This is a genomic window from Actinoplanes sp. G11-F43 (assembly GCF_050589265.1).
Classification (GTDB): Bacteria; Actinomycetota; Actinomycetes; order Mycobacteriales; family Micromonosporaceae; genus Actinoplanes.
The window spans coordinates 108989-135035 of record NZ_JBNZCE010000024.1 but is presented as its reverse complement, the minus strand read 5'-3'; the positions used below and the strand labels follow the sequence as shown (position 1 = coordinate 135035).

The following is a 26047-nucleotide window of genomic DNA, read 5'->3' as shown; positions in this document are numbered from 1 at the left end:
TCCGATTCGGCCTATTGCTCCCCCGAGACGATCGTCTGCCCGTCCAGATGCCGAAAACCGCGAACGATCAGGTCTTTCAGGACATCCTGATCGACGTCGGCGAGTTGCTTCAGATAGAGACAGGATTTGCCGGTGGAGTGCGGGCCCAGGCGGGACAGCAGGTCCGCCCGGCCGTCGAAGTCGGTCGCCAGATAGAGGGTCAGCGCCTGTTTGCGCGGGGAGAGGCCGATCGCGGGCCAGTCACCCTCGCGGCCGGAGGCGTATTTGTAGTGGTAGGCGCCGAAACCGACGATGGACGTGCCCCACATGGTGGGTTCGGCCGCTGTCGCGCCGGCGATCAGTGCCACCGCGGCCTCGGCGTCGGCTCGTCGCTTCGGGTCCGCGACATCGGCGAGGAATGCGGCGACACTCTGCGGGTTGCGGGTGGTCTTCGGCTCCGCCATCAGGCCAGGGTAAGCCCGTTTCCGTCATCGCGGGGGCCCGGCGCGGCGGGTGTCCGCCGCCCCACCGCACCGGGCCGTGGCTCAGGCGATGGCGGCCTGGACGGCGGGCAGCCAGCGGGCGGCGATCTTCACGTTGCCGGCGTCGTTCGGGTGGACGCCGTCGTAGGTGTCCGTCGCGGTGTTGAAGCCGGTCCACTGGTCGACGACGGTGATCGGGGACGCGGCCGTCGACAGCGACGAGGCCCAGGCCGGGATCGCGGCGTTCAGGTTGACCACCCGCTGACCGCAGTCCGTACACGTCGACGGGTTGAGCGGGATGATCTTCGCAACGATGATCTTCATGTTCGGGTTGGCGGCGCGCATCTGACCGACCAGCGTGGTGTACGCGTTGAGAATCGTCGACGTCGACAGGTTGCTCCACGCGTCATTGGTGCCGAAGTGCATCAACACGACGTCGGGGTCGCTCGCGCTCAGCCAGCCGGGGAGCAGGTTCTGGCTGGCCACATTGGTGGCCAGGTAGCCGCCGTGCCCCTCGTGCTGGCTGTCGTACGGGAATCCGCATCCGTCGCCGGGCAGCGTGCCGACGAAGTCGACCTCGGTGGCCGGGAGCTGCTGCCACAGCAGGGCGCGCCAGCAGCCGGGGGAGCCGGTGATCGAATCGCCGAGCGGCATGATCTTGGTGGGTGCGTCGCCGGGCGGGGTGCTCGGAGGCGTGCTGGGCGGGGTGCTCGGCGGGTTGCTCGGAGGCGTGCTCGGCGGGTTGCTGGGCGGGTTGCTCGGTGTGGTGCCGCCGGTGCAGGTCACTCCGTTCAGGGCGAACGACGACGGCGCGGGGTTGCTGCCGGTCCAGGATCCGTTGAAGCCGAACGAGGCGGTGCCGTTGGTGGCCACCGAGCCGTTCCAGGCGGCGTTGCGGACGGTGACGGCGGAGCCGGACTGGGTGACCGAGCCGCTCCACAGCTGGGTGATGGTCTGCCCGGCCGGGAACGTGAACATCAGCGACCAGCCGGTCAGCGGATCGCCGAGGTTGGTGACGTCGACCGTCGCGCCGAAGCCGCCCGGCCACTGACTGGCCACGGTGTACTTGACCGAACAGCCGGCGGCAGCGTTCGCACTGGTGGCGGCCGCGATGGCGGCGCCGGTGAGCAGGGTTGTGGTGAGGGCGAGGACGGCCCATTTACGTCTTTGCACGGGATGCCTCCGGGGATGTGCTTGACGGGCGTGCGGGGACGGCGCACGCTGGGAGCGCTCCCAATTAACGCACATCGATGTGGGATTGGAGAACGGTTATCCCGTCCGGCGTTCTGACGCCGCCGGGCCTGTCGCCGCCGCGCCGGGTGAGGTGCTGGGTGAGACGTGCGGCGCGATGGGATGGGTGCCGCGCGGGCCGGGCGGCCGCGGTGGAGGGTGAGGTCGATCAGCGCGGGGGCGCCACGACCTCACTCGGCGGTCGCCGGCCGGGAGAGCGCGGGGGGACCGGGCGCTACGGGGCCCGGCTCCCCGCGTTCCGCCCACGCCCGCGTCCGCGTTCCGCCCGCGTCCGCGTTCCGCCCGCGTCCGCGTTCCGCCCGCGTCCGCGTTCCGCCCGCGTCCGCGTTCCGCCCGCGTCCGCGTTCCGCCCACGTCCGCGTGCGTTCTGCCTCACCCGTTGCTGCTCCACACCGGTTGGCGGGTTCACCGCTCGGTGGTGCCGATCACCGGGGCAGGAGGGCGTCCGTGCCCAGGTTGCGGATCGAGGCGTCGAGGACCTGGGCGGTGTGCGCCAGGCCGATCGTGGCGCCCTGCCGGCGAACGGCGGCCGCCACCTGCATCATGCAGCCCGGGTTCGCGGTGACCAGGAGTTCCGCCCCGGTGGCCAGCACTGCTCGGGCCTTGCGGTCGCCCAGTTCGGCGGCCGGGACCGGGTTCAGAACGTTCCACACCCCGGCCGAACCGCAGCAGATCTCGGGTTCGGCGATCCGGCGCACCTCCAGCCCGGGAATCCCCTGCAGCAGGGCCCGCGGTTGCTCCCGGACACCCTGCGCGTGCCCCAGATGACAGGCGTCGTGGTAGGCCACCGACATCGGCAGCGGATGACGGCGCGCCACCGGGCCCAGCTCGACGAGGAGTTCGGCCAGGTCACGAACCTTGGCGGTGAACTCGGCGGCCCGCGCGGCATACCGTGGATCGTCGGCGAGCAACTGCCCGTACTCCTTCAGTGACGACCCGCACCCGGCCGCGTTCACCACGAAGTAGTCCATGCCGGTCCGCTCGAACACGTCGATCAAACGCCGCGCGAACCGTTGCGCCTCCGCCCGCCGCCCGTTGTGCACACTGAGTGCGCCGCAGCAGCCCTGACCGGGTGGGATCAGCACCTCGCACCCTTCGGCGGCGAGGATCCGGATCGTCGCGGAGTTGACGGCCGGAAAGAACGCCGACTGAACACAACCGGTCAGCATCCCCACGACGGCGCGACGTGGCCCGCGCGCCGGGACACGCCTCGGCGGGTCCGGCACCGGACGTAGCCGGGGCGCGAGCGATTCCAGGGTGGCGAGGGTCGGCGCGAGTCGTTCGCGCAGACCGGTGCGGTCGACGAGCTTCCGCAGACCCGACCTCTGGTACGCCAGCAGAGGCCCCCGCAACAGCCGCAACCTCCGCGGGTAGGGGAAGAGCGCGAAGATCGCCGCCCGCAGCGCCCGCTCCCGTACCGGCCGGACGTGCCGGCGCTCCACTTGCGCCCGGGTGTCCTCGATCAGCAGGTCGTACCGCACCCCGGAGGGGCAGGCCGTCACACAGGCCATGCACCCGAGACACCGATCGAAGTGCCCGACCATCGAATCGGAGAGCGGCTCCCCGGACAGCCCCTGCCCGATCAGGTGGATCCGCCCGCGGGGTGAGTCCATCTCCTCACCCCACAGCACATACGTCGGGCAGGTGGTCAGGCAGAACCCACAGTGAACACAATCGGACACCAGCTCGGCACTCGGCGGATGGTGCCGGTCGAAGGCGGAGACGCTCCCGCTCTCCGCGGCCCGCAGCACGTCAGTCGGCGCGGCACCGGTGCCCCGGGTCGCGTCGACGGGCATCCCGTCGCCCCCGGCAGTGTGTTGATCGCCGTTGGGGATCGCGCCGCCCCCGGCAGTGTGTTGAGCGCCGGAGGGGATCGCGCCACCCTCGGCAGTGTGTTGAGTGCCAGAGAGGATCCCGCGGCCCCCGGCAGCGGGTTGAGTGCCGGAGGGGATCCCGGCAGCGGGCTCGGTGGCGTCGGCCATCAGATACCTCCCACGAAGCGGCCGGGCGCGAACCGGTGCCCCGGATCGAATCGGTCCTTGACGCGGCGCATCAGGTCGAGCCCGGGAACCGGCCCCCACATGTCGATCCCGTCGCGGATCGGCTCGGGCGCGGCCAGCACGACCGCATGCCCACCGGCCGAGGTGGCGGCCGCCCGCAGCGTCTCGACGGCGCCGACCGTCGCGTCACCGGCGGGGCATCCCGCGAACAGGACTCCGGCCCCGGCCGACCCCCGGACGGTGAAACCCGCGTCGACCGCCGTGGTGACCAGGCCGGGCACCCGGGAGAGGACCGAGGTCAGCTTCAGCGCCAGCCCGCCGGGTGGCCACGGTGGGGTGTCCCACCACGACGGCGGCTCGGTGGTGGCCTCGCCGTCGAGGAGCGCGGCCAGCTCGGTGGCACGGTCGTGGACCCCGGCGGCGGTGCCCTCCAGCAGGACCGCGATCTCCGGTGCGGCCCCGGGCGCGGCGTCGATCTCCAGAGCGCTCGGTGCGAACTGGCCGGCCAGAACCTTCGCCGCCGACGAGGGTGGGGCGGTGGAGCGGACGACCAGGGAGGTGACCGGAACCGGATGCAGCCGGAAGACACACTCGGTGATCAGCCCCAGCGTGCCGAACGATCCGGTGTAGAGCTTGCCCAGGTCGTACCCGGCGACGTTCTTGACGACCTTGCCACCCGCTTTGGTGACCCGGCCGTCGGGCCGGACCACGGTGATGCCGATCAGCAGGTCGCGGGCGGTGCCATAACGCAGCCGGCGTGGACCGCTGCCGTTCGCCGCGACGGTGCCCCCGGCCGTCGCCGCCGGCGGCGCGTCGAGTGCCAGCTGCTGACCGGGCAGCCGGTGCAACTCGGCCATCGGCGTGCCGGCCCGGACCACGGTGATCAGGTCACCGGCCGCGTGCTCGACGATCCCGGTGAGCCGCCGGGTGTCGATGATCAGGTCCAGCTCGCGCGGGGGTGGGCCCTGCTGGATCCGGGTGCCGCCGCCGCGGATCACCACGCTGAGATCCCGGGCCGCGGTGATCAGCGCGGACGCCTCCTCGGTCGACGCCGGCGCCGCCACCAGCCGGGCCCGCACACCCCCGACCACGTCGTCGTCGCCGGCCTCGGTGGTCAGATCGTCCAGCCCGCTCATCAGAAGATCTCCGCCACGCCGGCCCGCTGCAGCGGATGGGCGCCCTGACGCCGGCCGGGCCGCTCGCCGCACAGGCGCGGGGTGGGGAAGACCTTGCCCGGATTGGCCAGCCCGTCCGGGTCGAAGGCACACCTGACCAGCTGCATGGTGTCCAGATCGTCGTCGGTGAACATGCGGGGCATGTAGCGCGCCTTGTCCACCCCGACCCCGTGCTCGCCGGTGATCGAGCCGCCGAACTCGATGCACAGGTCGAGAATGGCCCCGGAGACGGTCTCGGCCCGGCCGGCCTCGCCCGGCACCGCGTCGTCGAAGAGGACCAGCGGATGCAGGTTGCCGTCACCGGCGTGGAAGACGTTGGCGACCCGCACCCCGTGAGTGGTGGCCACCTCGTTGATGCGGCGCAGCACCTCGGGCAGCGCGGTCCGGGGGATCACCCCGTCCTGCACGATGTAGTCGGGGCTGATCCGCCCGACCGCCGCGAACGCCGACTTGCGCCCCCGCCAGATCAGCGCCCGCTCCGCGTCGTCGGCGGCCACCCGGACCTCGAAGGCGCCATGCTCCGAGCACAGTCGCGTGACCTGCTCGAACTGGGCCTCGACCTCGGCCGCCGGCCCGTCCAGCTCGACCACCAGGACGGCGCCCGCGCCGCTCGGGTAACCGCAGTGGACGGCCGACTCGGCGGCCTCGATGGACAGGGCGTCCATCATCTCGATCGCGGCCGGGACCACCCCGGCCGCGATGATCGCCGAGGTGGCGGCCCCGGCCTGGTCGGTGCCGTGAAAGGCGGCGAGCAGGGTCCGGACGGTCTGCGGCAGCCTGGTCAGCCGGACCGTGACCTCGGTGGCGATGCCGAGCGTGCCCTCCGAGCCGACGAACGCGCCGAGCAGGTCGTAACCGGGGGTGTCCGGCGCGGGCCCGCCGAGCCGGACCAGGTCGCCGTCGGGGGTGACCATCTCGATGCCGGTGACGTGGTTGGTGGTGAATCCGTATTTCAGGCAGTGGGCACCGCCGGAGTTCTCCGCGACGTTGCCACCGATCGAGCAGATCTGCTGGCTGGACGGATCGGGCGCGTAGTAATACCCGAAATCCCGGACCGCCTCGCTGACCTGCAGATTGATCACGCCGGGCTGCACCACGGCACGCTCGTCGGCGGGATCGAGCGACACGACCGACCGCAGTTGGGAGGTGACGATCAGGACCCCGTCGGCGTGTGGCAGCGCTCCACCGGACAGGCCGGTGCCGGAGCCCCGGGCCACGAACGGCACCCCCGCCTCGGCACAGGCACGGACGACCGCTGCGGTCTCGGCGGAACTGCGTGGCAGGGCGACGAGCGCGGGGACGACCCGATAGTGCGCGAGGCCGTCACACTCGTACGTCCGAAGTTGTTGCCTGTCGGTCAGCACCTGCTCCGGGCCCAGCCCGGACCGCAGACGTGCGGCCAGCGCATCGATGACGCTCATCGTGGACCTCCTCGGCGACGTTGCCTACCGGCCACGCTAAACCGGAACGCCGCCCAGCGCGACGGGGACGCTTCCGCCTGTGGATGAGCCGCGGCCTGTGGATGGCCGACGAGCCGGCCGGGCTGGTCTGGCAGGATGGCCGGATGTTCACGACCGCCAGAACCCTCCGTGCCGCCGTGGGCGCAGCCTGCGCCCTGGTGTTGGCGGCCGGGTGCAGCTCCGACGACGGCGACGGTGACGCGCCGGACGCCGGTCTGGTCACCGTCACCACGATGCGCGGGGCCTTCCTGCAGCCGGCCGAGATCGGGCCGTCCTGGTCCGCTCCGCAGGAGAGCGCCGCGCCGACCCGCCTGGTCAGCTTCTGCGGTGGCACGACCGCGCCGCCGGAGATCCCGCCGGGCGCCGAGGTGGTCTCGTCGAACGCCGCCGACGAAGGGGAGAAGGGCGCGCAGACCCTGCAGCAGTCGGCGCTGGTCTACGCCGACGCGGCCAGCGCCGAGGCCGGGCAGTCACTGCTGCGCGCGGTCGCCGACCAGTGCGTGGCCAAGGTCGACGTGCCGGCCACGGTGACCGCGGACCGCAACGAGCCCGCCTACACCGAGACGGTCGAGATCCGCGAGCTGGACGAGGGCGGCTGGTCCGGGTTCGTGATCGTCCGGCACAAGCTGTACGACGCCGAGCACCCGGGCACCGCCGACACCGCGGTGGCCGTTCTGCGTACCCGCAATGTGGTGCTTGTGGACAGCTACGCGGTCTATCGCCTGGACAACTCGTCGCCGTCGCCGTCCTTCGACGCCGACTGGCAGCGCCTGATCGGCTCGGTCGTGCAGCGCGTGAGTTAGCGCCTGGGATGGACAGCTCGACGATCGTCGTCTAATGTTCGCGGTGCGCCGTTGCGAGTTCTTCCCCCGTGGAATTCGCAGCGGCGCTCTTATTTTCCGCCGTGAACCGTCCCGGCGACCCCCTCCCACGACGCGATCAGTGGCCGTGTGCGCGTTACTGCTCGGAGAGAGCGCATACCGCTCAGTGATGGGCGGACCTCTGTGGAAAAAGCCACGGCACGGTTAATTTTTCAGCCCTCCCGTGCTTAGCCTTACGAATCCCAGGGCAGGAAGTGGTATCCACCACGGATTCGTCGCCGAAGGCCGGAGGTAGGGCATGAAGTTCGTGTACGACTTCTCTGAGGGCAACAAGGACCTGAAAGATCTGCTGGGCGGCAAGGGCGCCAATCTCGCGGAGATGACCAATCTGGGCCTGCCCGTGCCTCCCGGTTTCACCATCACCACCGAGGCGTGCCAGCGGTTCCTGCGTCAGGGCACGCACGCCGACGGCCTGACCGCCGAGATCGACGAGCATCTGGCCGCTCTGGAGTCCGCGATGGGCCGTGAGCTCGGCGACCCGGCCGATCCGCTGCTGGTGTCGGTGCGGTCGGGGGCCAAGTTCTCGATGCCCGGCATGATGGAGACCGTTCTCAACGTGGGTCTCAACGACGCCTCGGTGGATGGGCTGTCGCGGCAGGCGGGTGGCAACGACCGGTTCGCCTGGGACTCGTACCGGCGCCTGATCCAGATGTTCGGCAAGACCGTCTGCGAGGTGCCCGGCCACGAGTTCGAGGACGCGCTGCACGAGGCGAAGACGGCCAAGGGCGTCACCGATGACGTCGACCTGGACGCCGGCGATCTGCGGGCGCTGGTCACCGCGTACAAGAAGGTGTTCGTCAAGCACACCGGCCACGACTTCCCGCAGGATCCCCGCGAACAGCTCGACCAGGCGGTGGAGGCGGTCTTCCGGTCGTGGAACGCCGACCGCGCGATCCTCTACCGCCGCCAGGAGCGTATTCCGGCCGACCTGGGCACGGCCGTCAACGTGGTCGCCATGGTCTTCGGCAACCTGGGCGCCGACTCCGGCACCGGTGTCGCGTTCACCCGCGATCCGGCCACCGGTGAGCAGGGCGTCTACGGCGACTACCTGTCCAACGCGCAGGGCGAGGACGTGGTCGCCGGGATCCGTAACACGCTGTCGCTGGCCGATCTGGAACGGCTGGACAAGCGGTCGTACGACGAACTGATGCAGATCATGGCCACCTTGGAGGGCCACTACCGCGATCTGTGCGACATCGAGTTCACCATCGAGCGTGGCAAGCTCTGGATGTTGCAGACCCGGGTCGGGAAACGGACCGCGGCCGCCGCGTTCACCATCGCCGCGCAGCTGGTCGACGAGGGCGTGATCGATCTGGACGAGGCGCTCACCCGGGTCACCGGCGGGCAGCTAGCCCAGCTGATGTTCCCCCGTTTCGACCTGTCCGGCGATCCGGAGTCGCTGACCCGGGGCATCGGCGCGTCGCCCGGTGCGGCGTTCGGTGAGGTGGTCTTCACCTCGCGGCGGGCTGTCGAGGTCGCCGCCGAGGGCCGGCCGGTGATCCTGGTGCGGCGGGAGACCAACCCGGACGACCTGCCCGGCATGATCGCCGCGAACGGCATCCTGACCAGCCGGGGCGGCAAGACCTCGCACGCCGCGGTGGTGGCCCGCGGCATGGGCAAGACGTGTGTCTGCGGCGCCGACCGGATGGAGGTCTCGGCGGCGTCGTTCGCGATCGGCTCGCACATCGTTCGCGAGGGCGACACGATCTCCGTCGACGGCACCACCGGGCGGGTCTATCTCGGCGAGGTGCCGGTGCGGCCCAGCGAGGTGGTGCAGTACTTCGAGGGCGATCTGGACCCCGCGCGGGCCAACGATCCGCTGGTCGCGGCGGTGCACCGGATCCTCACCCACGCCGACGCCACCCGTCGTCTGCGGGTGCGCACCAACGCCGACACCGGTGCCGACGCGGCCCGCGCCCGCCGGTTCGGCGCTCAGGGCATCGGCCTGTGCCGGACCGAGCACATGTTCCTCGGTGACCGCCGGGAACTCGTCGAGCGTCTGATTCTTGCGCGCAGCGATGCCGAACGTGCCGAGGCGCTGTCCGCTCTCCAGCCGCTGCAGCGCGCCGATTTCCTGGAGATCTTCCGGGAGATGAACGGGCTGCCGGTCACCGTCCGGCTGATCGACCCGCCGTTGCACGAGTTCCTGCCGTCGCTGGAGGAACTCGCGGTCAAAGTGGCCGTCCAGCAGGAACACGGCGAGCCGGACGAGAAGGACGAACAGTTGCTGGCCGCGGTCCGCCGGATGCACGAGCAGAATCCGATGCTGGGGCTGCGCGGCGTACGTCTCGGCCTGGTCATTCCGGGTCTCTTCGCGATGCAGGTCCGGGCCATCGCCGAGGCCGCCGTGGCCCTCGCCGCCGAGGGCGGCAATCCGCGTCCGGAGATCATGGTCCCGCTGGTGGGCGCCGTGCAGGAATTGGAAACGGTGCGCGCCGAGGCGGAAAGAATCATCGCCGAGGTGGTCGGTTCCGCGAATGTCCGGATCCTCATCGGCACCATGATCGAGGTGCCGCGTGCCGCCCTGACCGCCGGCCAGATCGCCGAGGCCGCCGAGTTCTTCTCCTTCGGCACCAACGACCTCACTCAGATGGGCTGGGGTTTCTCCCGCGACGACGTGGAGGGCGCGTTCTTCTGGCGCTATCTGGAACTCGGCATCTTCGGCATCTCACCCTTCGAGTCGATCGACGCCGACGGTGTCGGCCGCCTGGTCCGCATCGCCACCGACGAGGGTCGCGCCGCCCGCCCCGACCTGAAACTGGGCGTCTGCGGCGAGCATGGCGGCGACCCGGATTCCGTTCACTTCTTTCATCGGGTCGGTCTGGATTACGTCTCCTGCTCACCGTTCCGCGTGCCGATCGCCCGCCTGGAGGCCGGCCGTGCCGCGGTGACCGCAGAAGGCTCCGACCACCGCTGACGGTCCGGCGGGCCGGTGGCGGTTCGCCGCGGCCCGCCGTTCCTCAACCCATGATTCGGTACGGAACGGGCAGCCCCGCCGAAATCCACGGCATCCGTGGCAGCCGCGCGAGGTCTGCGGCCCCACCGGACCGTGCCGCGACCGCCGGGCGTGAGCGTCACCTCACCGTCACCCCACCGGCCCGCCGCGCGTCCCCGTTCGTGTGCCGATTTACGGCTCGAATCGAGCCGTAAATCGGCACATGTCCTGACCCCGGCCACGGAAGCTGTCTAGCGTCCGAGGTGACGGAGTCAACGACGACGATGGAGCTGCCATGACGTCCCGCCTCAACCCGTATCTGTCCTTCGACGGCCAGGCTCGCGAAGCCGTCGAGTTCTACCGGTCGGTCCTCGGTGGCGATCTGAAGATCAACACGTTCGGCGAGTTCGGTGCGCCCGAACCGGCCGCCCGGGACCTGGTGATGCACGCCCAGCTGGACACCCCGGAGGGCTACACGCTGATGGCGTCGGACACGCCTCCCGGGATGGACTACAAGCCGGGCGAGAACATCACGGTCAGCCTGAGCGGTGACGACGGCGCCCTGCTGCGCGGTTACTGGGAGGGGCTGTCCGCGGGCGCCGAGATCCGGGTGCCGTTGGAGAAGCAGATGTGGGGTGACGAGTTCGGGCAGCTGGTCGACCGGTTCGGCATCTCCTGGATGGTCAATATCAGCTGACGCTTCACCCGGCGCCCGGTTCTAGAGCGCCCGGTTCCAGAGCGCCCGGTTCCGGGGTGCCCGATTCCAGGGCGTCGCGGACCGGGCGGAGGGCGGCCAGTGCCTTGGGCAGGCCGTCCTCCCACAGCTCCGGCCATTCCGAGTCGGCGCCGGTGATCCGGTCGAGGGCGCGCAGCGCGAGGTCCGGCAGATCGTCCGGAAGCTCCAGGGTGCCGCCGCCGGTCAGGAAATCCGGCGCGTACGGCGTGGTCAGCGCGCTGCCGCCGGGCTGCAGCGAGGCGATGACGGCCGCCGCGGCGATGGCCCGCTCGGCGGGGCCGCTGTCCAGATACGCGCTCTCGTGCAGCACTTCGCCGAGTGTCTCCCGGATCAGGGCGACACGCCGCTCGGGCTTGGTGTCCTGAAGGTCCCCACTCCAGTCGGCGGCGGTGTCGTTGTCGAACGGCCCGAAATCCCAGGCGCCCATTCGTGTCCCTCCGGTGGCTTCCGGGCGTTTGTGCCCACGAAATGATCACACATCGGTGGATCCGGATCATTCGGTGCCACACCTCCCCGCGTTGACGTGACTGTGAACACGGAGTGCTCATAAGCACGTCCTTACTTTCCGTGTCGTTCATCCGACGCCAGTGGGCAGTCCGCTTTGTGCGACGTTTCCGAATTGTCGACGGAATGGTGACTCGACGGCACAAAATCCGGGCCGATTTGTCGAGAAACGTCGATCTTGGTCGGGGGGTTCTGATGTGGCGGCCAACACGTACGGCATTCCTCGGGGTGACTCTGCGAACAATGAGCTGCATAGAATCGCGGCTGATCAGCAATCGGAGCCAGGGGGCTCGTATGCCGCGACGCGGCGACGATGGAGCCGAGGGGGAGAACTACGTGACCATCGACCGGCCGGTCCGGGACTGGCAGGGACTGCTAATTCCGGATCCAGGGGTGTACACGCTGGATGAAGCTCACAAACGCATCGGTTTTGTGGCGCAGCACATGATGGTCAGCCCGGTTCGCGGAGAATTCGCGAAAGGAACGGCGACGATCGTGGTGGCCGAGGATCCACTGCGATCGTCGATCAGTGCGTCCATTCGTGCGGACAGCATCAACACGCACAATCCGGAACGGGACGCGCATCTGTCCAGTCCGGATTTCCTGGACGTCACCCGATTTCCGACGCTTGAGTACCGCAGCACCGGGATCACCTGGGAGGCGGACAACGACCCGATCTTCAACTGGGCGCGGCTGCGGAACAACCCGCTCAGCCGTCGCGGCACGGTCGCGGATCTGCCGCCCGCCGCCACCCGGGCCTCCGGCCGCTTCGTGATCAACGGGCACCTGACGGTTCGTGACGTCACCCGGCCGGTGTCGATGAACATGGAGTTCGGTGGGGCCCGGCGTGACCCGTACGACCGGGACATCTTCGGTTTCAGCGCCTCCGCCGAACTCGACCGCGAGTCCTTCGGCCTGGTCTGGAACGTCGCCCTGGAAGCCGGCGGCGTCCTGGTCGGCAAAAAGATCCGCATCGAGATCGCCGGCGAGGCCATCCGCGAATCCTGACCGTCCAGGCGCGGGAGGCCGGCCCGGACGGGAAATCGGCCAGGATCGGGAAACCGGACCCGGATCGGGAAACCGGCCTAGGAGCGGGAGGCGGACCCAGAAGCGGGAGGCCGGTCCAGGAGCGGAAGGCCGGCCCAGGAGTGGACGGGCTCGGCCGGAAGGGCAGCCCGCGTCGAGAAGAGCGGACCACCCGCCGGCCGGCCCAGGGGGAGCGGCCGCCCGCGGTCAGAGGTCAGTACTCATAGGCGCCCGGATCGTCGTCGAAGTCGGGCTCCGGCGGCAACGGAATGGAATTCAGGTCGTCGTCCGGGCTGACCACGGCGGGACGCGATCGTGGCGAGGCCGACCGCGTGGCCTTCGCCTCCGGACGGCCGGCGGCGGAGGCCTCATCGGCGGCCGAGCCCGCCGATGGCGAAGGCGCCCGGCCCGGGGAGGAAGTGCCCGGGGAAGAAGTGCCCGGGGAGGAAGTGCCCGCGGAGGAAGCGCCCGGGGAGGAAGCTCCCGGGGAGGAAGCGACCCCAGAAGAGGAGCCCGCGGAGAACAACGCGGCGTCCGCGGAAAGAGCGTCCGCCGAGGTGCCCGCCTCGGCGGAACCGGCGACCGCGGCCAGCACCTGGTCGCCGAACTTGGTCAGCTTGCTCTGGCCCACCCCGCTCACCGTGCCCAGCTCGGCCAGGGTCTTCGGGGCCAGCGCCGCGATCGCCCGCAGCGTGGCGTCGTGGAAGATTACGTAAGCCGGGACGCTCTGCTCCTTGGCGGTGGCGCCCCGCCAGGCCCGCAGCCGCTCGAACAGGTCGGCGGCGGCCGGCGACAGATCGGCCGGGGGAGCGGTGGCCGCGGCGGTCCGCCCGGTGGACTTGGCGGCGGTCCGGGGTGCCGGCACCTCCCGGCGCATCATCACCTTCCGCTCGCCCTTGAGGATCTCGCTGCTGCGCGGGGTGAGGGCGATCGTCCCGTACTCACCCTCGACCGCCAGGAACCCGCCGGCGAGCAGTTGCCGCACCACGCCGCGCCACTCCACCTCCTTGAGGTCCGCGCCGATCCCGAACACCGACAGCTCGTCGTGCCGGAACCGGCTGACCTTGTCGGTCCGCTTGCCGAGCAGGATGTCGATGGACTGCCCGGCCCCGAACTTCTGCCCCCGCTCCTTCTGCAGGCGGAACACCGTGGACAGCAGTTTCTGCGCGGGCACCGTCCCGTCCCAGGAGGACGGCGGGCTCAGGCAGGTGTCGCAGTTGCCGCAGGTCTCGGCGGCGGTCTGGCCGAAGTAGGAGAGGATCTGCGCCCGCCGGCAGGTGACGCTCTCGCACAGGGCCAGCATCGCCTCCAGATGCTGGGCGGCGTTGCGCCGGAACGCGAGATCCCCGTCCGAGCTCTCGATCATCTTGCGCTGCTGCATGACGTCCTGCAGCCCGTACGCCAGCCAGGCGGTGGACGGCTGCCCGTCCCGCCCGGCGCGCCCGGTCTCCTGGTAGTAGCCCTCCAGCGATTTCGGCAGGTCGAGGTGGGCCACGAACCGCACGTCGGGTTTGTCGATGCCCATGCCGAACGCGATGGTCGCCACCATCACCAGGCCGTCCTCGCGCAGGAAGCGGGACTGGTTGGTGAACCGGGTCCGCGCGTCGAGGCCGGCGTGGTACGGCAGGGCGGGGATCCCGTTCTGGCTGAGGAACTCGGCGTGTTTCTCCACCGAGGCCCGGGACAGGCAGTAGACGATGCCGGAGTCGCCGGGGTGCTCGGTGCGCAGCAGGTCGAGCAGCTGACGGGACGGGCTGTTCTTACCGACGATGCGGTACTGGATGTTGGGGCGGTCGAAGCTGGCGGTGAAGTGCCGCGCGCCGGTCAGCTGCAGCCGGGTGGCGATCTCGTCGCGGGTGGCCGGGGTGGCGGTGGCGGTCAGCGCGATCCGTGGCACGTCCGGCCAGCGCTCGTGCAGCATCGACAGGGCCAGATAGTCGGGCCGGAAGTCGTGCCCCCACTGCGCCACGCAGTGCGCCTCGTCGATCGCGAACAGGCTGATCGTGCCCCGGTCGAGCAGACGCTGCACCCCGGGGGTGCCCAGGCCCTCGGGTGCGACGTAGAGCAGGTCCAGCTCGCCGGCCAGGAACTCGGCCTCCACCACCCGCCGCTCGTCCAGATCCTGCGACGAGTTCAGGAAGTTGGCCCGCACACCCAGGGTGCGCAGCGCGTCCACCTGGTCCTGCATCAGCGCGATCAGCGGCGACACCACCACACCGGTGCCGGGGCGGACCAGTGCCGGGATCTGATAGCACAGCGACTTGCCGCCACCGGTCGGCATCAGCACCAGCGCGTCACCGCCGGCGATCACGTGCTCGACGATGTCGCCCTGCTGACCACGGAACGACGGATAGCCGAAGACACGGTTGAGAGCGTCGGTGGCACTGGACACGGAGATCGGAGGGGCGTCAGTCACCCCGCGAAGTCTAGAGAGCCGAACCGAAGATCGGATTCACCCTGTGGATGACGGGAGTCCGACCAGGTCGAGGATCCTGCGGGCCGGCGTTCCGGGCCCGGCGATCAGGGTCAGCGGAGCCTTCCCGGCCAGGTGCTGGGCGGCCACCTCGTGCAGGGCGGCCACCCCGGCACTGGCCAGATGGGCGATTCCGGACAGGTCGACGGTCATCGGCACGGTGCCGCCACGACTGCGGCGCAACAACTCGGTGCGTACGTCCGGTGCCGTCTCGGCGTCCAGGGGGCCCGTCACGCGTACCCGGGCCTCGTCGTCGTTGATCTCGGTGATCGTCGCCGCGCCGTCCCGCGACCGCTCCGGCGCCGGCCTCTCCACCCCGGGCAGCAGCCGGGCCGGCCGCAGCAGCGGATGCCGCACCGTCGCCACCGTGCCGACCCCGCCCGGCTCGACCCGCAGGCTCTGCACCAGCTGGGCGGTCAGCGCCAGCCCGCGCCCGCGCGTCTCCCGCCGCTCCGGCACCCGCCAGCCGCCGTGATCGGTAACGGTCGCCTCGACCAGACCGGACGCCAGCAGCCGCATCCGGATCTCCACCACGTCCCGCCCGAACACCCCGCCGAACGCGTGCTCGATAGCGTTGGTGGCCAGCTCACCGACGGCATGCTGCAGCACGAACACGTCGTTCTCGGCGGCCCCGGCGGCGGCCAGCCAGGCGGCCATCTCACCGCGGGCGCCCCGCAGCGCGGCCGGCTGCGCCGGAAGATCGAGGACCAGCTCCGGTACGGCCGGAACCCGCTGAGCCGCCAGCAGAGTGATGTCGTCGGCGTGCCCACCCGCACGGACCAGCAGCTCCAGCGTCTGCGTGCAGACCCGCTCGGCAGCGGTCGCCGACGGGTCACGCAGCGCCCGCCCGGCCGCCGCGTCCGCCGCCACCTGGGCGAACTCGGCCTCCGGATCAGCCGCCGCACCGGGCCGTTCCAGAATGCCGTCGGTGTAGAGCAGCAGCGTCTCCCCGGGACCGAGCCGGGCCGTGCGCACCGGGAAGGAGCCGCCGGTGCCGAGCGGTGACCCACGCGTACCGGCAAGGAATCGGGCCTTTCCGGAGACCGGGATCACCAACGGCGCCGGATGGCCCGCCGTGCAGTAGGACAGCTCGCCGCTGCCCGGATCAAGAACGGACAGACAGACCGTTGCTGCGTACGCCGCCCGCACCCGCCCCGCCAGCCGGTCCGCAGCGGCCAGCGCCTCGCCGATGGTGGCCCCGGCGTCGAGTCGCTCCTGAAGCACCGCCCGCAGCTGGCCCATCACCCCGGAGGCGGTCACCCCGTGCCCCACCACGTCCCCGGTGACCAGCGCGATCCGCCCGTCCGGAGTGGTCACCGCGTCGAACCAGTCGCCCCCGGCCCGGGTATCCGAATCGGCCAGCAGATAGCCGGCCGCCACCTGCAACCCGGGCAGCACCGGAAGCCCGGCCGGCAACAGCTCCCGCTGCAGCGCGTCGATCACCGTCCGGCTCTGCTCCCACCGCCGGCGCAGCCGCTCCGCCTCCGCCTCGGCCGCCTGCCGGTCCCGGGCCAGGGCGGTCACGTCGAACGCCGCCCCGACCACCCCACGCAACCGGCCGTCGGCATACCGCCACGGCACGATGGTGAAGGTGGCGAACATCTCGTGCACCGACCCGTCCGGCTGATCCAGATGGGCCCGCCACTGTCGGCCACTGACCGGCTTACCCGTCCGGAACACCTCGTAGTAGGCGTCCACGAACTGCTGACCGGCCAGATCGCTGATCACCTCACGGATCGGCCGGCCCAGCACGGCCCGCCCCGGCAGCACCGCCCGGGTCGCCGCGTTGCACGCCACCAGCAGCAGGTCCGGGCCCTCGCACACGGCGACGATGAAGGGCAGCTGATCGACGGCGGCGATCATCGCCGCCAGATCGCCGGCCTCCGGTATGTCCACTCCCGTCACCATGCCATCGTGCCGGACCCACCGCTAGAAGGCTCCGGACGTCACTCGGCCAGGGGGAGGTCGATGGTGTGCGCGGTGTGCGAGGCCTTCACGCTCAGGTACCGCACGTTGGCCGCCGACAGGTGCACCCCGGTCGGGATCCGCTGCGTCACGTCGATCCCCAGCTCGGCCAGCTGACCGGCCTTGTCCGGGTTGTTGCTGAGCAGCCGCACCCGGTCCACACCGATGCCGAGCAGCATCTGCGCGGCCGCGGTGTAGTCCCGCTCGTCCTCACCCCGGCCCAGCGCCACGTTCGCCTGATAGGTGTCCAGTCCGTCGTCCTGCAGCGCGTAGGCGTCCAGCTTCGCGTACAGGCCGATACCCCGGCCCTCCTGCCGCAGGTAGAGCAGGAAACCACCCTGCTCGGCGATCCGCTCCACCGCCTCCCGCAGCTGCGGCCCGCAGTCGCAGCGCTGACTGCCGAACACGTCCCCGGTCAGGCACTCGCTGTGCGGCCGGACCAGCGGCGCCCGGCCACCGGCCGCCGACTTGGTCAGCGCCCGTTGCCAGTCACCCAGCCCGAGCGCGAGATGCTCCTTGCCATCGTCGAGCCCGTCGAACGTCATCACCCGCGCCGTCGTGGCGTAGCCGTCCGGGAAACGCAACGGCACGGTCACCTGCCGCCGGATGGTGGCCTTGGTGACTACCGTGACTGCCGGGGCTTCGAACATCGGTCCTCCTCATTGGTTCCCGCCTGACTCGGCGTACCCGCTGATGCACTGCCCGGAGATCGGCCCCCGCACACAGGGAATATGGTGGGGGCCGATCGCGGGAGGAATCATCGGTGGCTGAGCGTCCTTACATCCTGCTGAGTTGTGGCATATCCATCGACGGTTATCTCGACGATGCCACGGCGGAGCGTCTGCTCCTGTCGAACGAGGCGGACTTCGACCGGGTCGACGCGGTCCGCGCGCGATGCGACGCGATCCTGGTCGGCGCCGGCACCATCCGTCAGGACAATCCGCGGCTGCTGATCCGTTCCGCCGAGCGCCGCGCCGCCCGGATCGCCCGGGGTGAGTCTCCCGACCCGGTCAAGGTCACCGTCACCGGGCGCTGCGACCTCGACCCGGAGGCGTCGTTCTTCACCGCCGGCGAGGCCGGGAAGCTCGTCTACTGCGCCACGCCGTCCGTCGCCGAGGCCCGTGAGCGTCTCGACGGCCGGGCCACCGTGGTCGACGGCGGTGATCCGGTCGACGTGCGCCTGGTCGCCACCGACCTGGCCGCGCGAGGGGTGCGCAGGCTGATGGTCGAGGGCGGCGGGCACATGCACACCCAGTTCCTCACCGCCGGGCTCGCCGACGAGCTGCACCTGGTGGTCGCCCCGTTCTTCGTCGGCGACTCGCGGGCCCCGCGGTTCGTCCACGACGGGAGGTTCCCCTGGGGGCCCGGCAACCGGGCCGGTCTCGCGGAGATCCGCCAGATCGGTGACGTGGTGCTGCTGCGCTACGCCCTGTCCGATCGGTTCGACGGTCAAGCCGCGACACCACCGGAGTAGGCGGGCTGCCGCACCGGCAACGGCACGACGATCGCCTGCGGGGCCGTTGCCGGTGCCGCGACCACCATCTGCGGGGCTGCCGGCTCCATCGCGGCGACCACCTGCGGGAGCACCGGCTGCGCCGCGATGACCGTCTGCGGGGCTGCCATCCGCGGGGCTGCCGCCTGCGGGGCTGCCGTCCCGGGGCGCGGGTCCTTCTCGGCGCGGCGGTTCGCGACCAGCCGGACCACCAGGATCGCGGCGCCCGGAGCGGCCGCCACGAAGGCCAGGATCCCGTAGGCCACCGCGATCGTCAGACCCTGTGCGGCGCTCAGCCCGGCGGCGCCGAACGCCCAGGCCATCACACCCTCACGCGGCCCCCAGCCACCCACGTTGACCGGCAGGCCCATCGCGATCAGCGCCAGCAGCAGCAGCGGGGCCAGCTCCAGGACGGTCGCCACGCTGCCGGCCGCCTTCGCCGCCACCAGGAACGTCGCCAGATGCCCGGCCAGCACCGCCGCCGACGCCAGCAGCACACCCGGCCCGCTGCGCCGCGACAGCAGACCCGAACGGATCTCCGCCAGCCCGGTCCGGGCCGCGCCCGCCACCTTCGACCGCCCGCCGCGCAGCTTGCGCATCACCAGGCAGACCAGCACGCCGGCCGCCGCGACACCCGCGGTCGTCGCCGCGACCACCGGCCCGTGCGCCGTCAGCAGATCAAGGACCGGCGACGGTACGGTCACCAGCACCGCTGCCCCGACCAGCAGCAGAACGAGCTGCCCCGCCGTACGCTCCAGCACCACCGCCCGCACACCGCGGCCCAGATCGCCCTCACCCTTGCCGTGGCGCACCGCCCGGCCGACGTCACCGAGAATCCCGCCGGGCAGCGCCGCGTTCAGGAACAGCGCCTGGTAGTAGTCGGCCGTCGCGTCCCGCAGCGACAGCCGCATGCCCAGGCCGCGCGCCACCAGGCACCACCGCCACGCGCTCAGCACCGTCGTCGCGGCGCCGATCCCCAGCGCCGCCAGCAGGGCACCCGTGTCCAGCACCCGCAGCCCGTCGACAAACGCGCCGGTCCCGAGGCGCCAGAGCACCAGCGCCAGGATCGCGGCGCCACCCAGCAGTCGCAGCCAGGCCCAGATCGATCGGTTCACGTCCGTAGTCCCCTCGTCGCTTTCGAGGACTAATACGCCTGGCTCACGGCCCAGGGTTCACTCGAAGATCGCTAAAACATCCTTGTGACCCACAGAAACATGCGGAAGTGAACCCAGACGGCGCTCCAGGTAGTCGTCGAGTGCCAGGTCAGGGCGCTCCTCCCGGGCCGCGCCGACCCAGCCGCGCAACCACTCGGCGGTCAGCTCCGGGCTGGCCGGCCCGAGACGCCAGGCACTCGGCCGGACGGTCACCCGGGCCCCCCGCTCCTGGAAAGCGGCCGCCGCGACGGCCGGGGCGTCCGGCCCCAGCAGGCGGCGCCCCTCGATCTCGCGCCGCTGGTGGGTGTTGAACGCGGCCTCCACCTCGGTGTCGAGCGGGTCGTCCGGGGCCAGCCGCACCTCGCCGGTCACCGACAGGGTGAACAGCACCGCCACCCCCGCCTCCGCGCACACCCCGGCCAGCCGGTGCACCTCCTCGGCGGTGAGCAGGTCCAGCAGCGCCGAACAGGTGATCAGATCGGTGCCGGCCAGATCAGCCGGGGTCAGATCGGCGACGTCCATCCGCTGGGTGCTCACCGTCACACCTGGTGGCATCCCGGCGGCCGCCCGGTCCAGCAGCTCCGGGTCGCGATCCGTCATGATCCAGTGCTGGCCGTCGCCCAGGTGCGGGGACAGCCAGCGGCCCAGCGAACCCGTGCCGCACCCCAGGTCCCGCACCGTCCGGACCCCGGCCGGCAGCCGCTCGACCAACTCCATCGATCGGGCCGCCGCGTCGGCCGGCTCCCGCAGGCTCAGCCAGGTGGCGCTGAATTCGCCCCCGGTATCGCCCGGTGCCGCCTCTCCCCGGCCGGCCGGGCCGGCTCCGGGAAGCGTCCCGCCCTGCCGCCCGGTCCCGGTGACCAGGGCGTCCGCGCCTTCGATCGTGCTGTGCGCCTCGGTCATGTGTGCCTCCTCGGCTTACATCGCCTGTAATCGGGTTATCGCGGTACGCCGCGTCAAGGGTTCACGATTTCGCGGGTGTGTTCTCCAGAACATCCCGCAACCGCCGGGCGGTCTCGTCCCACCCGGTCAGCGTCCGCCGCCGGGCCATCGCGCTTGCCCGCCAGCGCTCCCGCAGCGCGGGATCGGTCAGCCAGGCACGCAGGACATCGGCCAGGGCCCGCGGGTCGTCCGGCGGAATCAGCCGCCCGGGGATCCCGCCATCGTCCGCGTTCCCCGTGGTACCGCCGGCCGTGTTCTCGCCCGTAGCACCGACCGTACCGTCGACCGTGTTCCCGATCGCGTTCCCCGGCGCGCTGCCGGCCACCCTCCCAGGCATGCTGCCGGACAGGGTCTCGTCCGCATCGCCGGGCGGGTTTCCGGGATCGCCGCCGGATGCGCCGTCAGGGCCGCTTCCGGGCGTGTCTCCGGGCGCTCGGCCGAGTGCCTCCGGGACGCCGCCGACGTCGCTGGCCACCACCGGGATGCCGCGGGCCAGGGCCTCGGTGACCACCATGCCGTAGGTCTCGGCCCGTGACGGCAGGACGAAAAGATCCGCGTTCGCGTACGCGTCGTCCAGCGCACTCCCGGCCAGCGCTCCCACGAACCGGACGCTGCGACCCGCCGCCTCCTCATCCTCATCCTCCTCGGGCGAGGCTTCCCGCTCCTCGGGCGAGGCTTCCCGCCAGCCGGCGTGATCCGGCGTACAAGTCGCGTCCGGCCATAGCGGTGGCGTCTCGGCCAGGAGCAGAGTTGCCGGTGGGGCCAGATCCAGCTGGGGGCCGTTCGGCGGGGAGGTTTCCGGCGAGGCGTGGTTCAACGAGGGGTGGCTCAACCAGGCTTGATTCAGCGGGGAGATGTCCAGTGGGGGGATGCGGCCGGCACCGGCGACGGTGCAGGTCCATGACAGGTCGGGGAGGAGGCTCAATGCGGCCAACAGCACGTCCTGGCCTTTGCGGTGGGTCAGCGACGCGACGTTGAGGAGGCGGTGACCGCTGGGGGAGGGCGCGGCAGGCGGGGCCGGGGCGACTCCCGGGGGGATCGCGTGGACGCCGGAGACGGCGTGCAGTTCCTCGACGCGGCGGGCCGCCGGGGTGCTGGTGGCGATGACGGTCGCGGCCAGGCTGAGGGTGCGGGACTCCAGGGCGCGGAGTTCGGCGGCGTCATCGGCGGGCAGGCCGGTCTCGTCGCTGAGCGGCAGGTGTACCAGGACGGCCAGGCGCAGACGGTCGGCGTGCGGCTCCAGGACGTCCGGGACACCACCTGCGACGAGGCCGTCGAGCAGCACGATCGCGCCGTCGGGCACGGCTTCGAGGACGTCGGCGAGAGCCTGACGAGCGGTCGGCTCCGGTCGCGGCCAGGCCCCGGGCAGAAGCCGCTCGTGGACCTCGAAACCAGCAGCCGTGTCGTGCCCGCTGGGTGTGCCATGCCCGGCTGGTGAGCCGAGCACGGTGGGCGAGTCATGCCCGGCGGCCGAGCCATGTGCGATGGGCGAGTCATGCCCGGCGGGTGGGCTGAGCGCGATGGGCGCGTCATGCCCGGCGCGCGGGTCATACCCGGCTGGTGAGTCACGCCTGGGCGACCCGTGACCAGCGAGTGAGCCGGTTTCCGGGGATGAGGCGGGGGCGGGGGTTCCGAGACGGCGGAGTACCTCGCGGTCGTAACGGTTGCCGCCGCTCGGTGCTGCCGGGTCGTCGAGACCACCCGGCAGCACCGCGTACAGCGGACGACTCACAGAGCCCGCTCGTAGCTCGCCCATGCGATGTGCGACTCGTGCAGGGTGACCGAGATGCCGGTCAGCCCGGTGGCGCCGGGTCCCAGCTCGCCGGCCTGGGCGCGGACGGCCAGACGGTCGGCGATGATCTTGGCGAGGAACTCGGTGGACGTGTTGACGCCGGAGAACTCGGGGTCGTCGTCCAGGTTGCGGTAGCTGAGCCCGGAGCAGATGGTGTGCAACTGCTCGCTCGCCCGGCCGATGTCGACCACGATGTTGTCGTCGTCCAGCTCCGGACGGCGGAACGTGGCGTCGACGACGAACGTGGCGCCGTGCAGGCGCTGCGCCGGGCCGAACACCTCACCGGAGAAGCTGTGCGCGATCATGATGTGGTCGCGGACGGTGACGCTGAACAAGGGCTCATCTCCTATTTCTCGGTTCGAGGCGGTACTACGGGTACCCGCCCCGGAAAGATCAAATCGGGTAGTCGACGACGTGGCAGAGGGCTTTCAGGCTGCCGTCGGCGAGAGCGGGCAGCACTGTCGGCAGGTCCTCGAACGGGCTGTGCCCGGTGGTCAGCGCGTCGAACCTCGGATCTTTCAGCAGTTCCAGGGCGGTCTGGAAACGCTGGGCGTAGGTCCGGTGGCGTGTCGGGGCGATACCACCGACCTGCGAGCTGCGGATCGTGAGACGCTTCGAGTGGAAGAATTCGCCCAAAGGCACCGAGATGGCGTTGTCTCCGTACCAACTGAGCTCGACGACCGTACCCTCGGATCGAAGAAGTTCCAGGCTCTTCCGGAGCCCGGCCTCGGTGGCGCTGGCGTGGATCACGATGTCCCGATCGCCGGCCGCGTCGTCCGGGTGGGCGAAACCGACGCCCAGTGCCGCCGCCACCTCGGACCGCGCCGGGTCGACGTCGATCAGCTGGACGTCGGTCGCCGGCAGCCCGGCCAGGACCGCGGCCACCGAGGAGCCCACCATGCCTGCGCCGACCACGGTGATCCGGTCGCCGATCTGCGGCGCCGCGTCCCAGACGGCGTTGACCGCGGTCTCCACCGTCCCGGCGAGCACCGCGCGGGCGGCCGGCACCTCGTCCGGCACCACCGTGACACTCGACGCCGGCACCACGTAGTGGGTCTGATGCGGGTACAGGCAGAAGACGGTCCGCCCGATCAGCTCGGGCACTCCCGCCTCGACCACGCCGACGTTGAGGTACCCGTACTTGACCGGCGCCGGGAAGTCGCCCTCCTGGAACGGCGCCCGCATGGCCGCCCACTGGTTCTCCGGAACCCGCCCCTGGAACACCAGAGTCTCCGTGCCGCGGCTCACACCCGAGTGCAGTGTGCGCACCCGAACCTCGCCCTCCGCGGGATCCGTCACCTGCTCGGCGCGTATCTCGCCGGTTCCCGGGCAAGTCAACCAGAACGATTTCGCCAAGGATTCGTCCTTCCACACCTGAACCAAAACTCCCCGTAGAGCGTGTCAATCGGGGACAGCAGCTAGACCCTACGTCCAGGAGGAACGGTGACCATCAGTACCGCCACGACCACGATGAGCCCGTCCAAGGCTCCGCTGGCCGGGTTCGCCGCCCAGCTCCTGCTGCTGGCGGTTCTCGCGCTCACGGTCGGTCTCAGCACGTGGGGGTGGCTCGCCGGGGTGGTTTTCGGGGCGGTGCTGTGCGGGCTGCTGAAGGTGGCGCTGCACCGGGCCGGCATGACCACCATCGGATGGGCAAATTCGGTCACGCTCGGCCGGGCGATCCTCACCGGCGGGGTCACCGCGATGGTCGTCGGCTCGGACGCCCCGGCCCTGCTGATCGTCGCGATCGCCGCCGTGGCGCTGGCCATGGACGGCATCGACGGCCAGGTGGCCCGCCGCACCGGCACCACCACCGCCCTCGGCGCGCGTTTCGACATGGAGGTCGACGCGTTCCTGATCCTGATGCTGAGCGGCGCCGCCGCGATCGAGTACGGCTGGTGGGCGCTCGCCATCGGCGCCTTCCGCTACCTGTTCGTGGCCGCGTCGTGGGCGCTGCCCTGGCTGAACGCCGCGCTGCCGCCGAAGTTCAGCCGCAAGGTGGTCGCCGCCCAGCAGGGTGTGATGCTCGCCGTGGTGGTCAGCGGCCTGCTGCCGGCCGCCGTCGCGGTGTTCGCCCTGGCTGTCGCGCTGGCCAGCCTGACCTGGTCGTTCGGCCGGGACATCGGGTGGCTCTACCAGGCGTCCCGGGTGCGTGCCGTCTGGACCGCGCCGCGCGCGCACGCCCTGGCGGCTCGCTGAATCGGATATAGCCTTCTATGAATGGACCGGAATCTCTTCACCGAGCGGCTCCGGCAGGCGGCTGAGGCGGCACGGCAACTCGCCGCCCCGAGCCTCGTCGAACAGCTGCCTCAACAGTTGACCCTTCTCGTCAGATTCAACATGTCGTACGGCGAACGGCACTTCCCGTCCGACGACGGCCGTGTCGAACGGCTCCCGATCGACACGGCGGCCCACCGGCTGTGGCGCGACGGCCGGGTGCCCGAATGGATCGACGTGGCCGTGACCAGCGAGACCGGCACCGCCACCATCGTCGAGCTGACCTGCTGCGGCCGCTATGCCAGCCCCGGCCGCACCCCGTTCCACGTGGTCGGCCCGGTGCGGCCGCCAGCGGACCGGCGCCCGTTCAGCATCCACCACGACTTCGAGGTCCGCGACGCCGACAGCCTGCACCGCCTGACCGAGATCGCCCACCAGGTCCGGCGGCTGTTCATCGACACCGATCTGGATGTGCCGGTCCCTGCCGGCGTCCGGCTGGTCCGCGACACCCGCTGCCCGCACGGTTCCCTGGCCGCCTATGCCGGCCGGCCCGAGCTGAGCGTCCTGCAGATCGAGGCGCCCGGGCACTTCACCCTGGACGGCTCGCCGATCCCTGCCCTGACCAGCCTGCAGATCAAAGGCCTGCCGTCCCGGCCGTGGGGGATGCGGGCGCTGCCCACCCTGGCGCCGTCGCTGGTCCAGCTTTCCCTGTCGGCGGCGGGCGGCCTGTGGGCCGAGGGGCAGATCCCGATTACGGTACGCGAGATCGAGCTGGCCGGAACCCACCTGGTCATCGGCTCCTCCGGCACCCACCCGCAGCCGTCGCCGGGCCATCGCCCCGCCCCGTCCGCCCAGCCCGCTCCGGATCCGCGGCCTGTGCCGGAGCCTCGCCCCTCGTCGGACGATCTCGCCGCCTCGCCTCCGTTCCGGCTTCCGCCCCGCCTGGACTCGCTGGGCCTGCACTTCTCCGGCGGTCTCCCGGACCTGACCCCGCTGGACGGCCTCCATCAGGTGAAACACCTGTCGTTGCGCGGGACTCCGATCGCGGCCGCACTGGCCGACACCCTGATCACCCGGCTGAGCCCGGCCCGTGTCGACCTGACCCACACCCGCCTCGGCCCGACCGATCTGGATCGCCTGGAGTCGAGCCATCCCGGTGTCGAGCTGCTGCCTCGCCGGGGTCCGCTCCCGCCCTCCGTCTACGAGGGCATCACGATCCCGCTGAGCCAGTCCCTACCCCAGCCACCACACATCATCTGACTCGGGCGAACGACCGCGTGGTGATTTCCGGGGCGCTCCGCGCCGGAAATCACCACACAGCAGTCCGTCCTGTTCCCCACTTCCGGCACGCCCCACAGTCCTCCTCCCAGCCCAGAATCTGGTAGATCTGCCACTCCCCACAGCCTTGCTCTCGGCCGCCTGATTGCTTGCGGTCAATCCCTCGCGCGGGCGACCCGCTCAGCAGAATCTTGGTGTATTTACCACCTTTTCCGGTGATAAAGCCACCAAGATCGGCCAGGGCGGGGCTGGAGGCGGACACTCGCGCGCGGGATTGACCGCGGACGGCCCAGCAGCCGGAAAACTCC

At 71.1% G+C, this 26047-nt stretch carries 19 protein-coding genes and 2 pseudogenes; 7 read left to right on the top strand and 14 right to left on the bottom strand.

The window, feature by feature from the left end; translation table 11 throughout:
• Positions 1-11: 11 nt before the first annotated feature.
• The 5 genes from ACQ0O7_RS27710 to ACQ0O7_RS27690 all read right to left on the bottom strand — a co-directional run bounded on the left by ACQ0O7_RS27710 (position 12) and on the right by ACQ0O7_RS27690 (position 6308).
• Positions 12-443 (bottom strand): DUF1801 domain-containing protein, encoded by a 432-nt coding sequence (locus ACQ0O7_RS27710; RefSeq protein ID WP_430785872.1) that lies wholly within the window; start codon positions 441-443, stop codon positions 12-14.
• An 81-nt stretch (positions 444-524) separates the two neighbouring features.
• Positions 525-1634 carry a cellulose binding domain-containing protein gene (locus ACQ0O7_RS27705; protein WP_430785870.1) on the bottom strand — a complete coding sequence of 370 codons (1110 nt, stop codon included), beginning with the start codon at positions 1632-1634 and terminating at the stop codon, positions 525-527.
• Positions 1635-2137: 503 nt separating this feature from the next.
• On the bottom strand, positions 2138-3508 hold the full coding sequence (locus ACQ0O7_RS27700) for a (Fe-S)-binding protein (protein WP_430785868.1): 1371 nt from the start codon (positions 3506-3508) through the stop codon (positions 2138-2140).
• Positions 3509-3693: 185 nt separating this feature from the next.
• Positions 3694-4848 (bottom strand): FAD-binding oxidoreductase, encoded by a 1155-nt coding sequence (locus tag ACQ0O7_RS27695; RefSeq protein WP_430785866.1) that lies wholly within the window; start codon positions 4846-4848, stop codon positions 3694-3696.
• Positions 4848-6308, bottom strand: a complete 1461-nt coding sequence (locus ACQ0O7_RS27690; RefSeq protein WP_430785864.1) for an FAD-linked oxidase C-terminal domain-containing protein — start codon at positions 6306-6308, stop codon at positions 4848-4850. Before ACQ0O7_RS27690 ends, ACQ0O7_RS27695 begins: the two co-directional genes overlap by 1 nt.
• A gap of 83 nt (positions 6309-6391) precedes the next feature.
• Here ACQ0O7_RS27690 and ACQ0O7_RS27685 point away from each other — a divergent pair, with 83 nt between their 5' ends.
• The 3 genes from ACQ0O7_RS27685 to ACQ0O7_RS27675 all read left to right on the top strand — a co-directional run bounded on the left by ACQ0O7_RS27685 (position 6392) and on the right by ACQ0O7_RS27675 (position 10860).
• Positions 6392-7150, top strand: coding sequence for a hypothetical protein (locus ACQ0O7_RS27685; RefSeq protein WP_430785862.1), 759 nt, complete (start codon positions 6392-6394; stop codon positions 7148-7150).
• Positions 7151-7466: 316 nt separating this feature from the next.
• Positions 7467-10145 carry a pyruvate, phosphate dikinase gene (ppdK, locus tag ACQ0O7_RS27680; RefSeq protein WP_430785860.1) on the top strand — a complete coding sequence of 893 codons (2679 nt, stop codon included), beginning with the start codon at positions 7467-7469 and terminating at the stop codon, positions 10143-10145.
• Between the two features lie 313 nt (positions 10146-10458).
• The gene (locus ACQ0O7_RS27675; RefSeq protein ID WP_430785858.1) at positions 10459-10860 is read left to right on the top strand and encodes a VOC family protein; all 402 of its coding nucleotides are present in this window, start codon (positions 10459-10461) and stop codon (positions 10858-10860) included.
• Positions 10861-10864: 4 nt separating this feature from the next.
• On the opposite strand, the gene ACQ0O7_RS27670 is transcribed toward ACQ0O7_RS27675, so the two are convergent.
• Positions 10865-11326 (bottom strand): DUF4259 domain-containing protein, encoded by a 462-nt coding sequence (locus tag ACQ0O7_RS27670; RefSeq protein WP_430785856.1) that lies wholly within the window; start codon positions 11324-11326, stop codon positions 10865-10867.
• Positions 11327-11697: 371 nt separating this feature from the next.
• Here ACQ0O7_RS27670 and ACQ0O7_RS27665 point away from each other — a divergent pair, with 371 nt between their 5' ends.
• Positions 11698-12411: a YceI family protein gene (locus tag ACQ0O7_RS27665; RefSeq protein WP_430786295.1), complete on the top strand. Its 714-nt coding sequence runs from the start codon at positions 11698-11700 to the stop codon at positions 12409-12411.
• A 232-nt stretch (positions 12412-12643) separates the two neighbouring features.
• Here the strand turns inward: ACQ0O7_RS27665 and recQ are convergent, their stop codons facing one another.
• Genes recQ through ACQ0O7_RS27650 form a run of 3 tightly spaced genes read right to left on the bottom strand, consistent with a single transcriptional unit; the run spans position 12644 to position 17517 of the window.
• Positions 12644-14845, bottom strand: coding sequence for a DNA helicase RecQ (gene recQ / locus ACQ0O7_RS27660; RefSeq protein WP_430785854.1), 2202 nt, complete (start codon positions 14843-14845; stop codon positions 12644-12646).
• A 36-nt stretch (positions 14846-14881) separates the two neighbouring features.
• Positions 14882-16798, bottom strand: coding sequence for a SpoIIE family protein phosphatase (locus ACQ0O7_RS27655; RefSeq protein WP_430785852.1), 1917 nt, complete (start codon positions 16796-16798; stop codon positions 14882-14884).
• A 50-nt stretch (positions 16799-16848) separates the two neighbouring features.
• Positions 16849-17517, bottom strand: a complete 669-nt coding sequence (locus ACQ0O7_RS27650) for a GTP cyclohydrolase II (protein WP_430785850.1) — start codon at positions 17515-17517, stop codon at positions 16849-16851.
• Between the two features lie 113 nt (positions 17518-17630).
• Here ACQ0O7_RS27650 and ACQ0O7_RS27645 point away from each other — a divergent pair, with 113 nt between their 5' ends.
• Positions 17631-18341, top strand: a complete 711-nt coding sequence (locus ACQ0O7_RS27645; protein WP_430785848.1) for a RibD family protein — start codon at positions 17631-17633, stop codon at positions 18339-18341.
• A 215-nt stretch (positions 18342-18556) separates the two neighbouring features.
• On the opposite strand, the pseudogene ACQ0O7_RS27640 reads toward ACQ0O7_RS27645, so the two are convergent.
• The 5 genes and pseudogenes from ACQ0O7_RS27640 to ACQ0O7_RS27620 all read right to left on the bottom strand — a co-directional run.
• Positions 18557-19474 (bottom strand): annotated as a pseudogene (locus ACQ0O7_RS27640) (lysylphosphatidylglycerol synthase transmembrane domain-containing protein); the annotation flags it as partial.
• A 57-nt stretch (positions 19475-19531) separates the two neighbouring features.
• On the bottom strand, positions 19532-20416 hold the full coding sequence (locus tag ACQ0O7_RS27635) for a class I SAM-dependent methyltransferase (RefSeq protein WP_430785846.1): 885 nt from the start codon (positions 20414-20416) through the stop codon (positions 19532-19534).
• A 451-nt stretch (positions 20417-20867) separates the two neighbouring features.
• Positions 20868-21077 (bottom strand): annotated as a pseudogene (locus ACQ0O7_RS27630) (glycosyltransferase); the annotation flags it as partial.
• Positions 21078-22183: 1106 nt separating this feature from the next.
• Positions 22184-22582 (bottom strand): 6-pyruvoyl trahydropterin synthase family protein, encoded by a 399-nt coding sequence (locus ACQ0O7_RS27625; protein WP_430785844.1) that lies wholly within the window; start codon positions 22580-22582, stop codon positions 22184-22186.
• A 58-nt stretch (positions 22583-22640) separates the two neighbouring features.
• Positions 22641-23603, bottom strand: coding sequence for a zinc-dependent alcohol dehydrogenase (locus ACQ0O7_RS27620; RefSeq protein ID WP_430785842.1), 963 nt, complete (start codon positions 23601-23603; stop codon positions 22641-22643).
• Positions 23604-23690: 87 nt separating this feature from the next.
• Between ACQ0O7_RS27620 and ACQ0O7_RS27615 the strand changes: the two genes are divergently transcribed.
• Positions 23691-24443, top strand: coding sequence for a CDP-alcohol phosphatidyltransferase family protein (locus ACQ0O7_RS27615; protein WP_430785840.1), 753 nt, complete (start codon positions 23691-23693; stop codon positions 24441-24443).
• Positions 24444-24464: 21 nt separating this feature from the next.
• Complete coding sequence (locus tag ACQ0O7_RS27610) at positions 24465-25721, top strand: hypothetical protein (protein ID WP_430785838.1); 1257 nt, start codon at positions 24465-24467, stop codon at positions 25719-25721.
• Positions 25722-26047: the final 326 nt, after the last annotated feature.

Bases quoted from the DNA above. Each gene is read 5' to 3' on its own strand.
- ppdK (WP_430785860.1), top strand. From the start codon at position 7,467: ATGAAGTTCGTGTACGACTTCTCTGAGGGCAACAAGGACCTGAAAGAT.
- ACQ0O7_RS27650 (WP_430785850.1), bottom strand. From the start codon at position 17,517: ATGTTCGAAGCCCCGGCAGTCACGGTAGTCACCAAGGCCACCATCCGG.
- ACQ0O7_RS27610 (WP_430785838.1), top strand. From the start codon at position 24,465: ATGGACCGGAATCTCTTCACCGAGCGGCTCCGGCAGGCGGCTGAGGCG.
- ACQ0O7_RS27635 (WP_430785846.1), bottom strand. From the start codon at position 20,416: ATGACCGAGGCGCACAGCACGATCGAAGGCGCGGACGCCCTGGTCACC.
- ACQ0O7_RS27675 (WP_430785858.1), top strand. From the start codon at position 10,459: ATGACGTCCCGCCTCAACCCGTATCTGTCCTTCGACGGCCAGGCTCGC.
- ACQ0O7_RS27670 (WP_430785856.1), bottom strand. From the start codon at position 11,326: ATGGGCGCCTGGGATTTCGGGCCGTTCGACAACGACACCGCCGCCGAC.
- ACQ0O7_RS27710 (WP_430785872.1), bottom strand. From the start codon at position 443: ATGGCGGAGCCGAAGACCACCCGCAACCCGCAGAGTGTCGCCGCATTC.
- ACQ0O7_RS27700 (WP_430785868.1), bottom strand. From the start codon at position 3,508: ATGCCCGTCGACGCGACCCGGGGCACCGGTGCCGCGCCGACTGACGTG.
- ACQ0O7_RS27690 (WP_430785864.1), bottom strand. From the start codon at position 6,308: ATGAGCGTCATCGATGCGCTGGCCGCACGTCTGCGGTCCGGGCTGGGC.
- ACQ0O7_RS27695 (WP_430785866.1), bottom strand. From the start codon at position 4,848: ATGAGCGGGCTGGACGATCTGACCACCGAGGCCGGCGACGACGACGTG.
- ACQ0O7_RS27665 (WP_430786295.1), top strand. From the start codon at position 11,698: ATGCCGCGACGCGGCGACGATGGAGCCGAGGGGGAGAACTACGTGACC.
- ACQ0O7_RS27685 (WP_430785862.1), top strand. From the start codon at position 6,392: ATGAGCCGCGGCCTGTGGATGGCCGACGAGCCGGCCGGGCTGGTCTGG.